The 13,684-nt window shown below is 65.9% G+C and carries 14 protein-coding genes and 1 pseudogene; 7 read left to right on the top strand and 8 right to left on the bottom strand.

Annotated elements, in window-relative coordinates; all coding sequences use genetic code 11:
• Positions 1-8: 8 nt before the first annotated feature.
• Together OHA42_RS05530 and OHA42_RS05525 are read left to right on the top strand one after the other, a co-directional pair.
• Complete coding sequence (locus OHA42_RS05530) at positions 9-557, top strand: ferritin (protein WP_406235105.1); 549 nt, start codon at positions 9-11, stop codon at positions 555-557.
• 71 nt (positions 558-628) lie between these two features.
• On the top strand, positions 629-1,177 hold the full coding sequence (locus tag OHA42_RS05525) for a ferritin (RefSeq protein ID WP_406239105.1): 549 nt from the start codon (positions 629-631) through the stop codon (positions 1,175-1,177).
• 304 nt (positions 1,178-1,481) lie between these two features.
• Here OHA42_RS05525 and OHA42_RS05520 read toward each other — a convergent pair whose 3' ends face one another.
• The 4 genes from OHA42_RS05520 to OHA42_RS05505 form a co-directional block, all read right to left on the bottom strand.
• Positions 1,482-2,402, bottom strand: coding sequence for a DUF5926 family protein (locus tag OHA42_RS05520; protein WP_406235104.1), 921 nt, complete (start codon positions 2,400-2,402; stop codon positions 1,482-1,484).
• A gap of 549 nt (positions 2,403-2,951) precedes the next feature.
• The gene (locus tag OHA42_RS05515) at positions 2,952-3,716 is read right to left on the bottom strand and encodes a glycerophosphodiester phosphodiesterase (protein WP_406235102.1); all 765 of its coding nucleotides are present in this window, start codon (positions 3,714-3,716) and stop codon (positions 2,952-2,954) included.
• On the bottom strand, positions 3,713-4,816 hold the full coding sequence (locus OHA42_RS05510; RefSeq protein ID WP_406235100.1) for a DUF4328 domain-containing protein: 1,104 nt from the start codon (positions 4,814-4,816) through the stop codon (positions 3,713-3,715). Before OHA42_RS05510 ends, OHA42_RS05515 begins: the two co-directional genes overlap by 4 nt.
• 93 nt (positions 4,817-4,909) lie before the next feature.
• The gene (locus OHA42_RS05505) at positions 4,910-5,284 is read right to left on the bottom strand and encodes a rhodanese-like domain-containing protein (RefSeq protein WP_406235098.1); all 375 of its coding nucleotides are present in this window, start codon (positions 5,282-5,284) and stop codon (positions 4,910-4,912) included.
• Between the two features lie 544 nt (positions 5,285-5,828).
• Between OHA42_RS05505 and OHA42_RS05500 the strand changes: the two genes are divergently transcribed.
• The gene (locus OHA42_RS05500; protein ID WP_406235096.1) at positions 5,829-6,440 is read left to right on the top strand and encodes a hypothetical protein; all 612 of its coding nucleotides are present in this window, start codon (positions 5,829-5,831) and stop codon (positions 6,438-6,440) included.
• 67 nt (positions 6,441-6,507) lie between these two features.
• Here the strand turns inward: OHA42_RS05500 and msrA are convergent, their stop codons facing one another.
• Positions 6,508-7,188 carry a peptide-methionine (S)-S-oxide reductase MsrA gene (gene msrA, locus OHA42_RS05495; protein WP_406235094.1) on the bottom strand — a complete coding sequence of 227 codons (681 nt, stop codon included), beginning with the start codon at positions 7,186-7,188 and terminating at the stop codon, positions 6,508-6,510.
• A gap of 304 nt (positions 7,189-7,492) precedes the next feature.
• Between msrA and OHA42_RS05490 the strand changes: the two genes are divergently transcribed.
• The 3 genes from OHA42_RS05490 (at position 7,493) to OHA42_RS05480 (ending at position 10,229) form a co-directional block, all read left to right on the top strand.
• Positions 7,493-8,116: a superoxide dismutase gene (locus OHA42_RS05490; protein ID WP_406235092.1), complete on the top strand. Its 624-nt coding sequence runs from the start codon at positions 7,493-7,495 to the stop codon at positions 8,114-8,116.
• Positions 8,117-8,632: 516 nt separating this feature from the next.
• Positions 8,633-9,160 carry a peptidase gene (locus OHA42_RS05485; protein ID WP_328407882.1) on the top strand — a complete coding sequence of 176 codons (528 nt, stop codon included), beginning with the start codon at positions 8,633-8,635 and terminating at the stop codon, positions 9,158-9,160.
• 295 nt (positions 9,161-9,455) lie between these two features.
• A complete protein-coding gene (locus OHA42_RS05480) occupies positions 9,456-10,229 on the top strand; it encodes a TMEM165/GDT1 family protein (RefSeq protein WP_406235090.1) in 774 nt (257 codons plus the stop codon).
• A gap of 391 nt (positions 10,230-10,620) precedes the next feature.
• On the opposite strand, the pseudogene OHA42_RS05475 reads toward OHA42_RS05480, so the two are convergent.
• Positions 10,621-10,677: pseudogene (locus OHA42_RS05475) on the bottom strand (hypothetical protein); the annotation flags it as partial.
• 163 nt (positions 10,678-10,840) lie between these two features.
• Entirely contained in the window at positions 10,841-11,713 is an 873-nt protein-coding gene (locus OHA42_RS05470) for an SDR family NAD(P)-dependent oxidoreductase (protein WP_406235089.1), read from the bottom strand.
• 218 nt (positions 11,714-11,931) lie between these two features.
• Here OHA42_RS05470 and OHA42_RS05465 point away from each other — a divergent pair, with 218 nt between their 5' ends.
• Positions 11,932-12,699 carry an SDR family NAD(P)-dependent oxidoreductase gene (locus tag OHA42_RS05465; protein ID WP_406235087.1) on the top strand — a complete coding sequence of 256 codons (768 nt, stop codon included), beginning with the start codon at positions 11,932-11,934 and terminating at the stop codon, positions 12,697-12,699.
• Positions 12,700-12,777: 78 nt separating this feature from the next.
• On the opposite strand, the gene OHA42_RS05460 is transcribed toward OHA42_RS05465, so the two are convergent.
• The gene (locus OHA42_RS05460) at positions 12,778-13,596 is read right to left on the bottom strand and encodes a class I SAM-dependent methyltransferase (RefSeq protein WP_406235086.1); all 819 of its coding nucleotides are present in this window, start codon (positions 13,594-13,596) and stop codon (positions 12,778-12,780) included.
• Between the last annotated feature and the right edge of the window lie 88 nt (positions 13,597-13,684).

Genomic DNA, 13,684 nt, shown 5'->3' with positions numbered 1-13,684 from the left:
GTCGAGACATGCCAGACACCGACGTCGCCGAGCCGTTCCCCGACCTGCTGCGCACACAGATCCGTCATGGCTTCACCGCCGCCCAGCAATACCTTGCCGCCGCGGTGTATCTCGATTCGAATCGCCTGCCGCAGTTGGCCGAATACTGCTACGGCAAGTCCGGTGAGAACCGTGCACATGCGCTGCGCATGGTGCAGTATCTGCTCGATCGGGACCTGGATGTCCGGGTCGAGGGTTTGAACGAGGTGCAGTCCACCTTCGAGTCGCCCCGTGCCGCGATCGCTCATCTGCTGGAGTCGGAGCGAACCACCGCAGCGCAGATCACCGCGCTCGCCGGTGCGGCCCGCACGTCCGGTGACTACCTCGGTGAGCGGTTCATCCAATGGTTCCTCAAGGAACAGGTGGCGGACGTCGCGGGGATGACCACCTTGTTGACAGTCGTCGACCGTGCCGCAGGCGATCTGTTCGACGTCGAGGATTTCATCTCACGCGAACTGCGGACCACACCGCGCGCCGATGTCACAGCGCCGAAAATGGCAGGCGCCGCAAAGAATTAATTAGGCAACACTAGCCTCAATAAGGTTGCACTTGGATGACACGCGCACTGACCAGCGCTAATGTCGCTTCCATGTCCAGCCATCCGGAGTCCCCACGCAGCAAATTCCACGGACTGCTTCACGACCAGATCCGGCATGAATTCAATGCCGAGCATCAATACATCGCTATCGCGGTGTGGTTCGACAATGCAGACCTGCCGCAGCTGGCCAAGCGCTTCTATGCGCAGGCAGTCGAAGAGCGCAATCACGCGATGATGATCGTGCAGTACTTCCTCGATCGGGATATCAGCATCGAACTGTCGGGTATCGACAGCGCGAAATCCCATTTCGAGGGTGTCCGCGAACCCATTGCGTTGGCACTCGCCCAGGAGAAGGCCGTCACCGACCAGATCATCCAATTGGCGAGCACCGCCCGCGAAGAGGGCGACTACCTCGGCGAACAGTTCATGCAGTGGTTCCTCAAGGAACAGGTCGAGGAGGTCGCCAACATGACGACACTGCTCACCATTGCCGATCGCGCCGGGGCGAACCTGTTCGATCTCGAAGATTTCATCGCGCGGGAAATGAGCGGCCCAAGCGATACATCCGGCGCTCCTTCCGCTGCGGGCGGCACCGTCTAGTCGAAAGTATTCTCCATGCAATCAGGCCCAGCTCGTCACGACGAGCTGGGCCTGTCGCTGGTATATCGAGGGCGGCGCCGATAACCCCGCCATCAACATTCTGAGAGATGCTTTACGAAGCACTCAGCGAGCTGAGCAGCGTCTTGAGCAGCAAGAGGATCGCGTCCATGATGTGTTCCCTGTCTTCCTCATCAGATCGGTGAGGTTGTCCTCACCACCACCATCTTTCGGTGATGAAGAGAACCTAACCGAGAGCTGATTAGAAAGGAGGGTATTTCACAAAATTCTCTGAGATTTTTTCGGTTTACCGCAAGGTGATCTGACGCGACCGCAGACCATCCCGCGAGCGACGTTCATCGGCCGAAAGCGGCGCATCCTTCGCCAGCGCCTCCGACAACCGCGCACCGAACTCGATAGCCGGCTTGGTCCATTCGGTGGCGTGCAGCTCGGGATCGAGGTCGAACACCGGCACCAGCAGTCCGTGCGTACGGAACGACCCCGCGAAACGCGAGCCCTCGCCCAGGTGCAGCCCGCCCGCGGCATGCAGCCTGGCCAGCGCGAGCATCAGCGCATCTTCGTCTTCCGGCCGAACCCAGCGCACATGCGCCTTCTCGCCCGCGTCGACCCACCATGCGGCGCCGATCGAATCGGCGCCCAGATCCAACCGCGCCGACGGCATGATCGCCTGCTTGGCCTGCTCGATGGTCGCGGCAACCTGCGGATCGGGCTGCACGCCTTCGGGCACCCACCAGTCGAAGTCCTGGTGCACGGTGAGCTCGAGATCGGCGCCGGGATCGATCACATCGGCCAACCGCGGCCCGCCGGCCACGCTCTGCGCAGCAGAAAGCGATTCGCCCGGCTCCGCCGACTGCGTCCACAGAATGGCGGCCGCAAGATCGGCAGCCGGATCCGCACCCTGGAACTGGACCTGCGTGCCGACGTAGCCGGTCGGCTGATCCCCCGCACGCACCAACGCGGCGACCGCACCGGGCAGCACCGTGGCCAGCACCACCGACCGCTCCGCCGCGATATCGGGCGACAGCTTCAGCGTCGCGGTCGCCGACGGTACGAACTCACGTAGCGCGACTAGATCGCACTCCGCGGCCAGCCCCTCGAACGGGCGCGCGACACCCTGTCCCGACTGCTCCAGCACCGCCCGCCGCTCGGCGAGACGCTGCGCCCGGTTGCCCCCGGGCTTAGGACTATTGCGCTTGCTCTTACCCACGGAGCAAAACCTACTGCAGCGGCTGTGTTTGTTCGGCAACGCCTGCGGCGTTGCGTGTTCGCTGTGTCTTTTGGCAGCGCCTGCGGCGCTGCGTGTTCGCTGTGTCTTTTGGCAGCGCCTGCGGCGCTGCGTGTTCGCTGTGTCTTTTGGCAGCGCCTGCGGCGCTGCGTGTTCGCTGTGTCTTTTGGCAGCGCCTGCGGCGCTGCGTGTTCGCGGCCCCCTTGGTCTCGCTTCCGAGCCGTCGAGACTCGCGCCTGCGGCGCATGCGCTTCGACGGCTCGGAAGCGAGACGGGCCGCGAACTCTAGTGCTCGGTCTCGCTTCGCTCGGAAGACATCATCGTGCCGAGTGGGGGCGTTAGTGGCGATCTCGCGCATTCAGTGCAGGGGTTCGCGGGCCCCGACGCGCAGTGGGGCCCCCTGTGTCAGCAACCGACGCACTCCGAGAACCACTCACCACGATGACGAGCGCAGCGAGACCCCGGCCCTGGGTTCGCGGTGCGTCCCACCTCTACAACAGCCGAAGCGCATGCGCCGCAGGCGCTGCCAAATCAAGCCGATAGCAGGGCTTTGGTGCGGCCTGGGTGGTTGGTGGCGACCCAGCTGACGCCGAGGTCGGCGCAGAGGCGGACGTCGTCGGGGTCGTCGACGGTCCAGCAGTAGGTGGCGCGGCCCGCGGCGGCGGCCTTGTCGACCAGGTCGGGGTGCTCACGCAGGGTTTTCACCGAAGGGCCGACCGCGGTGGCGCCGACGGTGGTCGCGGCGCCGCCGCCCAGGTAACGCGATGATTCGCCGAGCAAGACGGTCGGCAGAAGTGGCGCGGAACGGCGGATCCGCCATACCGCGGTGGCCGCGAAGGACATGACCACCGCGCGGGAGTGGTCGGCCGAAGCCGGTGTTGCGATTCCGAAGCGCTGGAGTTCGGCGAGCAGCTTGTTCTCCACCAGTGCGCCGTAGCGGACGGGGTGCTTGGTTTCGATGAACAGCTTGGTGGGCCTGCTACGCCAGTCGAGCACGAGTTCGATCAGTTCGCTGAGCGTGAGCACGGCCGATGGTGCGCCGTCGGCGCCGAAGTCGAGCTTCTTCAGTTCGTCGAGGGTCATCTCGCTCACCGGCCCGGTGCCTGAGGAGGTTCGATCGACGGTGCGATCGTGCACGCAGACCAGGTGCCCGTCCCTGGTCAGCCGGACATCACATTCCACACCGTCGGCGCCCTCTTGCAGCGCAAGCTCGTAGGCGGCGAGTGTGTGCTCGGGTCGCGCCGCCGAGGCTCCCCGGTGCGCGACGACGAACGGTGCGCGACTGCCCTGGCTCACTTGGCCATAACCTCCTCGTGCTCACGGTGCACAGCGCTGCTGGCGTTGTCCTGATCCTCGCTGCTGACGGTATCCGCAGCACCACGCGGCGCTGAATTCGCGGAGCCGGGCGGTGCTGCCTCGACCGTGCCGCCCGGCTGCACCGGCTCGATGACCGGCACCTGCGGATCGACCGCGATCACCCAGCGGCGCGCGATCCTGGTGTGGCCGAGCAGATCCCGGCCCTCGATCATCCGCATCAGCCACAGCGTCAGCAATGCGACCCCAACGGCAATGGCATCGGTGAACGCGGTGAACATCACTCCGTCCGCCTTGACCTGCAACGAGTCCGCAGTCCGCCACAGCAGCGCGGCGACCGCGACAAAGCCGCCGAACACCCAGGCGCACCACCAGATCCGGACGGCCCGCAAGACCCGAGGATCGGCCGGCCGGTCCGGCGCGGAGACCATCACGGCCTCGGTCAGAAAGACACCGGGCCACAACAGGTTGACCACCGGAATCAGGCAGCCGAGGGCGAGCGTCCGCACCGATCGAGGGTCCCGCCGCCCGGACCGCTCGTAGGCGACCCGGCGCGTCTCGATCAGCCAGCCGAGCAGCGCCAACGCGGTAGCCAGCGCCAGCACCAGTCCGAGCACAGCGGAAAGCAACAGCAGGTAGTCGGAAAGGGTGAGCAGTATCGGATTCACCAGGCGAGTGCGGTTGCGCAGCAGAATCCCATATCGCCCGAGTTCAGCGAGGCACGCGACGGCGAACACCACCGCCGTGGCAAGCAGCAGCGCAACGACGCGGTCCGAGAAGGGAGCGAGCCGACGCTTCGGGGCGGCGGCCGGCGAGGCTTTCGGGTCCGACAGACCCCACCGAGGCATCTCGGCATAGCGCGGTGTTTCGACCGACTGCCCGGCTCTTCCCGAGGTCGAAGCCCGGCGAACGCGCTGGTCGGGCCGGCGCGCGACCCAGCGGTAGTTGCGACGCTCGGCGGGGGCGTCGATCGGAGCAGGTGACAGCAACACGCCTCGGCAGCGCGGGCACCAGTGCATCGGGGTCGTCTGCACGGCCCAGCGCGCGCCACAGCGCGCGCAAGGTTGCACCACCGTACTCACAGTGCCTCCTTTTCGGCATTCGCGGGCCCGCCGTGGTTACCCAGGCTGCCGCCTCCGGGCCTGACGCTCATGCCGAGCACCTCGCTCTTTCCGTCAGTAGATCTTCGCCGGGTGGTCGCCGACAGCAACCAGCGGACGGCCCGACTGCTGCCATGCCACCATGCCACCCTTGACGTGCACCGCATCGAAACCGACGTGGGTGAGGTACTTGACCACCTCGATCGACCGACCGCCCTGCCTGCAGATGACATAGAGGTCGGCGTCGTAATCCAGCTCGTCGATTCGAGCGGGCACGTCGACCATGGGAATGTGGATCGCGCCCGGCGCGTGCCCGAGCTGCCATTCGTCATCCTCGCGCACGTCGAGCAGAATCGCCCGCGCGGCGTCGGCCGCGGTGGCGTCAGCGGGATTGTCGAATTCGCCGGGCACGGCTTCCACCGGCACCGACGGGACCTCAGGGCTCGTCACTCTTCGATCCTGCCATGGTCGCCGCACTGCCGGGGACTTGTGGGCTCGCGCTGCACCGGCGACTCCCCCGCTATGACACGAGGACGGCCTCGACAGCGGTCGGCTACCTCGGGTATGTTCTGTCCTTCCGGTTCCTGTCGGACACCCCGCTACGGGGTTGCTTGTGCATACCTCTATCGGAGTTATCCACATAATCCACAACTTGATCCACAGGTCTCGCTATCTGGCAGCACACCGCTTACAGCTAAGGCCTATCAAGAAATCAGCAGGTCCACTCGATCCCGGAATGCAGCACCATCGAATCCGGACGAATCGCCCCTGAACAGCAGCCCTGCAGCGAACCGAGCGACACGAACGACCGATCCGAGACTCCCCTCCTAGCCATCCCGGAGCGGTCATTCGCCGTAGCTTCGGGGCCAACGGCCGAGCAGACCCCGATATCTACTTGGACGGCCCCACGATCGATTCGGTTCCATAAAAACGAGAACACTAGCGAAAAACTTAAATACCGGGTTCCCGCAGGTGCTGTCGGTAGCCTGAAGGTATGAATGTGAGCAGGGGGCTACTCGACGGATTGGATACGGCTGGGCTCAACACCGCTCTGTCCGAGGCCACATGCCTAGGACTGGAGGTTGACGAGGCAGGTCGTCGACTGAGTCTGGAACTGGAAGTGTTGACCCTCCCGCAGGACGGACCTGTGCCAGAGGGAAACCGGGTGCGGCTGACATTCACCGGCGTCGGCCGTGTCGCCGCCTCGATGCGCATCCAGCGCTGGGACGATATAGCCGCGACGGTGCTGCCCTTGCAGCTCGACGGGCTGGACGCGGGAATCCGCAGCTTCGGCGGTGGACGGCTGCACGGCTGGGAGTTCATCGATGTCGACGACAGCGGCTGGGCGCTGTGGAGCGAACTGCTCAGCTTCGACACCAAGATCGGTGACGGCGTTTCCGCGCACGTGCTGGAGTTCTCGCAGGAGGAAGGCATCGATCCACGCGAGCTGGACGTGCGCGTGTGGTTCGACAACATGACCATCCACGACCAGAACGGCCGGGAAATCCCACTGGCCGAGTTCATCGAGGGCGGGGTGCGCTGGTGGAAGGCTCACGACGCGGGTGATCCGCAGACCATGCGCCCCGGCATCGTGCCGCAGCTCTGAACAACCGCACACCCGAACCGCACATCCGATCCACCGGATGTGCGGTTTTCTTTTCCAGCCCCGCCGCTCAGGCGCCCAGGCCCACCGGGCAGCTCACGCCGGTGGCGTGCACCGGGCAGTAGCCGCCGGGATTCTTGGCCAGGTACTGCTGGTGGTAGCCCTCGGCGTAATAGAAACCGGACAGGTCGGACAGTTCGGTGATCTCCGTGGTGATCCGGCCGTAGCCGGCCGCCGCGAGCCGCTCACCGAACGCCCTCGCGGTGGCATGCGCGATCTCTGCCTGCTCCGGACTCAGCGTGAAAATGGCCGAGCGGTACTGGGTTCCGCGATCGTTGCCCTGCCGCATGCCCTGCGTCGGATCGTGGTTCTCCCAGAAATGCCGCAGGACACCGGCGTAGTCGATCACCTCGGGATCGAAGACGACGAGCACGGACTCGGTATGACCGGTCCGCCCGCTGCACACTTCCTCGTAGGTCGGGTTCGGCGTATAGCCGCCCACGTAACCGACTGCGGTCGAGTAGACGCCCTCGATCTGCCAGAACTCCTTCTCGGCACCCCAGAAACAGCCCATCGCCACCACAGCGACCCGCATATTCTCCGGGAACGGCGGATGGATCGGATGCCCGTTCAGGTAATGCGTCTCGGGGACCACCAGCGGCTCGCCGCGCCCTGGCAGCGCTGCGTCCGGTGACACCATGACCGGCTCCGGAAGGCGCACCCGCCCCACTAATTCGTCATACCAGGACATGGGTTCAATGCTAGGCGCCGCCGCCACTGCGCGTCTGCTGTCGATCGTAGGTGCCGAGGTAGTCGCGTCGCGGGGTCGGCGGTCGAGTACCTGACAGAAGTTCTGCGTGTCCCGGGCGAGTTACCCCATGTGCTCAGGAAATCAGTCGGTACGTTCGCACGGCGAGGAACAACCGAAGCGCCGATGGTATCGATCATGGAATGCGGGGGTACACGGCCCGGTTGGAACCGAGCGGGTGTACGAATGATGGCTGAGTGTGCTCGAAGACGAGGGCACACATAGCCCGACATTAGGAAGGGACATCGTGGCTGAGTACACGTTGCCAGATCTGGATTACGACTACAGCGCCCTGGAGCCCCACATCTCCGGGCAGATCAACGAGATCCACCATTCGAAGCACCACGCCGCTTACGTCGCGGGCGTCAACTCCGCACTGGAGAAGCTCGACGCGGCCCGCGAGGCCGGCGATCACGCCGCCATCTTCCTGAACGAGAAGAACCTGGCCTTCCACCTCGGCGGCCACGTCAACCACTCCATCTGGTGGAAGAACCTGTCCCCCAACGGTGGTGACAAGCCGGTCGGCGAGCTGGCCGCCGCGATCGACGACCAGTTCGGCTCGTTCGACAAGTTCCGCGCGCAGTTCACCGCCGCGGCCAACGGCCTGCAGGGCTCCGGCTGGGCGGTGCTCGGTTACGACACCCTCGGCCAGAAGCTGCTGACCTTCCAGCTGTACGACCAGCAGGCCAACGTGCCGCTCGGCATCATCCCGCTGCTGCAGGTCGACATGTGGGAGCACGCCTTCTACCTGCAGTACAAGAACGTCAAGGCGGACTACGTCACCGCGTTCTGGAACGTCGTGAACTGGGAAGACGTGCAGGAGCGCTTCGCGCGTGCCGTCGGCCAGGCCAAGGGGCTCATTTTTGGTTAGGCAGCGCCTGCGGCGCTGCGTGTTCGCGGCCCCCTTAGGCTCGCGTCCGAGCGGGCGAGACTAGCGCCTTCGGCGCATGCGCTTCGCCCACTCGGACGCGAGCCGGGCCGCGAACTCTAGTGCTCGATCTCGCTGCGCTCGAAAGGCGTCATAGTGCCGAGTGCGGGCGTTGGTAGCTGAGCTTGCGACTTCGGTGGGTGCGCTTCGGCTGTCGTGGAGGTGGGACGGGCCGCGATGTCCTAGCTGGGTCTCGTTGCGCTCGCAAGGCGTCGTCGTGCCGAGGGGCCACTATTCGCAGGGACCTTGCGGCGAAATGCCCTGCTTGAAATGAGCTGTTGCCTCGGTATCGGCCGATAGATCATCAGCCCGTAGTCGGCATCGCCGACTACGGGCTGGTCCTTTTTGCCTGGTTAGCACTCTTTGGTACTTGTGTGCCAGGTGATTCGTGAGCCATTCTCGAGAGTCCACAGTACGAGGACGGGCAACGCCGCCCCCGGTTCTTTGACGGGAGGCACCATGCACACGAACGGACCGATCGGCATCACGCCGTTCCAAGCTCGCGGATCGCTGCGCGGGTTCGTCATCTCCGGCCGCTGGCCGGATACCACCAAGGAATGGGCGCAGGTACTGGTGCTCGCCGTGCGGGTGGCCACCATGCCGGGGCTGCTGACCACCTCGACCGTGTTCGGCGTCCGGGAGGATCTGCCCGACGACCCGCAACCCGGCACGGTGGGAATGGTGCTGGCCGAGGGTCCGGTGCTCGGCGCGGAGGCGCTGGCTCCCGGTCGGTTTGCCGATCATGTGCCGACAGCCCTCCTGATGCTGCATCCGCCCTCGGAAACCCGGCCTTCGCTGCCGGAGTGCGCGGGCGCGGCATCGGGCTGCGTGCTGCTTCCCGGTGTCCCACACCTGGGGCTCGAGCATCGAGCGGCTTGGGCGGAGGCCGAGTCGGACGGCACCATCACCTCGCTGGTCAGCCGGGTGGGCCTGGACCCGATCAGTGATCCCGACACTGCGGTTCTTGCCATGCTGCTCGCCGCGTGAGGGTACCCAAAAACAGCTACGTGGATCGCCAAACTTATTGTGCGCATTGCGATTTCGACAACAGCAAGTTGGCATCCCGATAGCTACCGGGGTACAGTCGGAAGCAACGAAGGGGAGTAGCCCCCAATCATGCAGTCGACATACTGACCTACCGCCACACGATGGCGCGGGTCCGGCGGTGTGAACCGGCATAGCTCCGGTGGGCGAGACCTTCGGCCTAGACATCTATTTCGTTGTCGGCCGGAGACCTACCCCGATCTCCAGGCAGGCAGGCCGGAGACCCGGGAGTGCACACATGATCGCCACGATATTGCTGAGCGTCGGTATCGTCTTCCTTGCCGAACTCGGTGACAAATCCCAGCTGATGGCGCTGACATTCGCGCTGCGCTACCGCTGGTGGGTCGTGCTCGGCGCGATCGCCTCCGCCACCGCGGCAGTGCACCTGATCTCGGTCGGCGTGGGGTTCTTCCTGGGGGCCGCACTGCCGACCCGGGCGATCTCCCTGGTCGCCGCGATCACCTTCCTCGCCGTCGGCCTGTGGACGCTGCGTGAACACCTCGGTGCCGCCACCGACGACACCGAATCCGCGCCGCCACGCTCAACCACCGCGCCGTATTTCGTGGTGCTCTCGGCCTTCCTGCTTGCTGAACTCGGCGACCGGACCATGTTCGCGACGGCTGCGCTTGCCACCGACAACAGTTGGTTCGGCGTCTGGATCGGGTCGACCATCGGCATGGTCGCGGCCGACGCACTCGCTATCGGAGTCGGGATCCTGGTGGGCAAGCATCTCCCGGAACACGTGATCGGGATCTGCTCCGGATTGCTGTTCCTCTACTTCGGTACTGCGACCCTGCTCGCTGCGGCGATGCCCGGCATGGGCGTCATGCTCGGTGCCGCGATCGCCGCCATCGCACCCGCCATCGCCGGTGCCGCGCTGCTCATGCGCGCACGGCGCCGTGACGCACCATCGCCGTCCCGAACAGATCACCACTGCGACGAACCAGATCCAGTAGCGGCTCGCGCAACCCACGAAGTCCATCCGGATCGTCGGCCGCAATTCGAGCGGTAACCATCGCACTGACCGCCGCGGCGAGGGTCTGACAGGCGAAGCGCTGCTCCTCGGTGCGGGCACCGAGGACATCGGCGATCAAGGCAACAAAGGACTCCTGCAGCAGAGCTCGGCGCGCCACCGCCTTGGACCCCACCGCGTAGACCTCGACGAGAAACAACCTGGCATAGGCGGGCTCGTCGGCGAGGCCGTCGAGGTAGGCGCCGAGAATGCGGTCCATCCGCTCGGGATCCGGCGCCGCCGGTCGGTCCCTGTCGGCCTCGGCCGAATCGGCGGGTGGCGCCGCGGCCTCCGCGATACGGGACAGTGATTGGCCGACCGCCCGCTCGTAGGCCGCCTCGAAACAGTCCTCCTTGGAACGGAACTGCTCGTAGAAGGTCTCCCGCGATACTCCCGCACGTTTCAGCACCGCCGCGACCGATGTTCCGACATAACCGTTTTCGGCCATAGCCTCGGCCATCGCGTCCAGGATTCGATCGCGCTGCGAGGCGATCACCTGCTCCCTCGGCAGGCCGTGGCGGCCCCGAGGGAGTTGGCGGACGGTGCTGGCCGGTTCGGTCATTCGGTGGCTCCGGGTGTTCGGTCTGGTTCGGTACTCGGTCGCGCTAGGTCTATCGCTCCATTCTGCGTGGCCGCGACGGCTGGTCGGTGGTGAAGGGCGCCGCTTCGGTGCGCGCGATCTCGAGCGCCCGCGCAACCCCGCGGCGCAGTGCGATATCGACAGCACGCTGGGCGATCGGCCGAAACGGCAGTACCAAGGCCACCCACCACGGTGAAACAACCTTGCGCTTGCGGCGGGCGATGGCCCGTTCGACCGCATCGATCGCCGGGCCGAGCGGCGCAACGCCCGATACCGTGGACCGGCCGAGGATGGCCCGCGCGGCGGCGGTGCCGAAACCGCGGGTAGTCATATCGGTGTCGAGCTCGGCGAAGTAGGCGATGCCCACTTTGGCGCCGGAGTGCCTGATCTCGTTGCGCAGCGTGTTGCCGAGCGCCTCGGCTCCGGCCTTCGATGCGCTGTATGCCCCGGCCAGCGGGAGATTCACCGCGGCCGCAAGCGACGAAACGATCAGTGCGTAACCATCCGGGTGGCAAATGTGTGGGCCGGCGGCGCGCAGCGTGTAGTAAACGCCGAGCACGTTGACGGCGAGGGTCTCCTCCATCACCGCGGGATCGCCGCCCAGCAGCGCCAACTGCCGCGCCACCCCGGCATTGGCCACCACGACATCGAGCCCGCCCAGCTCATTGACCAGCGTTGACACCACCCGATCCACCTGCGCGGAGTCCCCGACGTCGCAGTAACGCCATGGCGCGTCACCGCATTCGTGCGCCACCTCGGCCAGCAGCTCCGCCTCCAGCCCGAGCAGCGCGACCTTGGCCCCGCGCGCGTGCAACTGTCGAGCCAGCGCCGCCCCGATTCCGCGCGCCGCACCGGTAATGAGGATTCGCCGATCCGCGACAGACACGGAGGAGAACACGTTCATAGTGCGACGGTACCACCGATGAACATATATGTTCGCAAATAATCTTGCGCACCACAGACAGTGGAGAGGGCCGTGATCAGGCTCTCACCATGATTGGTTCGGCGACTGCCTCGCCTGCGCTCGGCCCGGCGCGGGCTCCGGACGGACTGCACCGGGCTGCACCTATTAGGGTGCAATTGACGAAAGGCCAACTGGCTGTCACGAACGAGAGGACCATCGTGGAGATTTCGGGTTCCGCCGCCATTGTCACCGGAGGCGCATCCGGCCTCGGCGCCGCCACTGCCAAGCGTTTCGCCGAACTGGGCGCCACCGTCTTCGGCTTTGACGTGCCGCAGTCGATCGAGCGCGCGGGCGACAACGTGCCCGAGGGTGTCACCCTGATTCCGGCCGATGTCACCAGCAACGACGAGGTCAGCGCCGCGGTCGCCAAGGTCGTCGAGTCCGGTGTGCCGCTGCGTATCGCCGTGAACTGCGCCGGCGTCGGCTGGGCAGGCCGCATCCTTTCCAAGAACGGCCCGCACGACCTGGAGCTGTTCCGCACGGTCATCACGGTGAACCTGCTCGGCACCTTCAACGTCATGCGCCTGGCCGCCGACGCTATCGCCAAGACCGACGCGGTCGACGAGTACGGCCAGCGCGGCGTCATCATCAACACCGCCTCGGTCGCCGCTTTCGAGGGCCAGATCGGCCAGATCGCGTACTCCGCCTCCAAGGGTGGCGTGCACGGCATGACCGTGCCCGCCGCGCGCGACCTGGCCCAGTTCGGCATCCGCGTGAACACCATCGCCCCCGGCATCATCGACACTCCGATGCTGGCCGGTGTCACCGAGGAGTACCGCAAGGGCCTCGAGGCGGGCGTCCCGTTCCCGTCCCGCCTCGGCCGCCCCGACGAGTACGCGCAGCTCTCGCAGTACATCGTCGAGCACGACTACCTCAACGGCGAGACCATCCGCATGGATGGCGCGCTGCGCATGGCCCCGCGGTAATAACCTGCCGTACAAACACCTGCACCCCGTCACTCCGGCCCGGCCGGAATGGCGGGGTGTTCGCGTTTCCGGGCGATATCAGGGCTGCGGCTTGTGGCCGATTCCGAGGAAGGCCGTGGTGGACAACGGGTGATTCGGGCGGTAGTTGTCCGCGAGGTAGGCGCGCATGAGCGCGGCGCGCTCGGCCCAGACCTCTTCGCCGACGTTGCGGCGCGTAAGGACCATCGGGGCGCTGCTGCGGACCATCGTTTCCCACATCTCGTCGGCGCTGCCGAAGCTCAGCGAGGTGGTGTGGCGCTGAATGCTCACGCCCGCGAATCCGGCCATGCGCATTTCGGTAGCGAAGACGTCCGGATTCTCCAGGCTCTGGAAGTTGGGCTGCGGCTCCTGGATGCTCGGGTCGGCGGCGGCAGAGGCGCCGAACATCATTCGCATGAGCGGCGACTCCACGACCGGCGCCCAGCTCGACACCACCGCGGTGCCGCCGGGGCTCAGCACCCGGAACAGTTCGGCGAACCCCTTGGCGCGGTCCGGAAAGAACATCAACCCGAACATCGAGAAACCGGCGGCGAATCGGCCCGCATCGAACGGCAGCGCCTGCCCATCCCCCACCCGAGCCTCGATATTGGTCAGACCTGCGGCGTCCGCGGCCGCGACGAGCCTGCGGATCATCGGTTCGGAGAAATCGATGGCCTGCACCTGCGCCACCCGCTCGGCGGCGAGCAGACTCAGCATGCCCGTTCCCGCCGCGATATCGACGACCTGCGAATCCACCGTCAATCCCGCCAGTTCGAGCGCGCGAGCGGAGAAAGGCTCCATGATCGCGGGCGCGAATTCGGCGTATCCGTCGGCGACGAGATCCCAAGGTTCAGCGGCCACGAGCGGGTTTCCTGGCATTCGGACGATCCTTTCGACTCGCCCAAGGCTAGTCGCGCCACCCGCGAGGCCCTACCCACCCGTGCGAATATCACTGTGCGCGAAGGAC

The organism is Nocardia sp. NBC_01009 (assembly GCF_045208035.1).
GTDB lineage: Bacteria > Actinomycetota > Actinomycetes > Mycobacteriales > Mycobacteriaceae > Nocardia.
The sequence above is the reverse complement of the archived record's forward strand: the minus strand, read 5'-3'. Positions and strand labels throughout refer to the sequence as shown.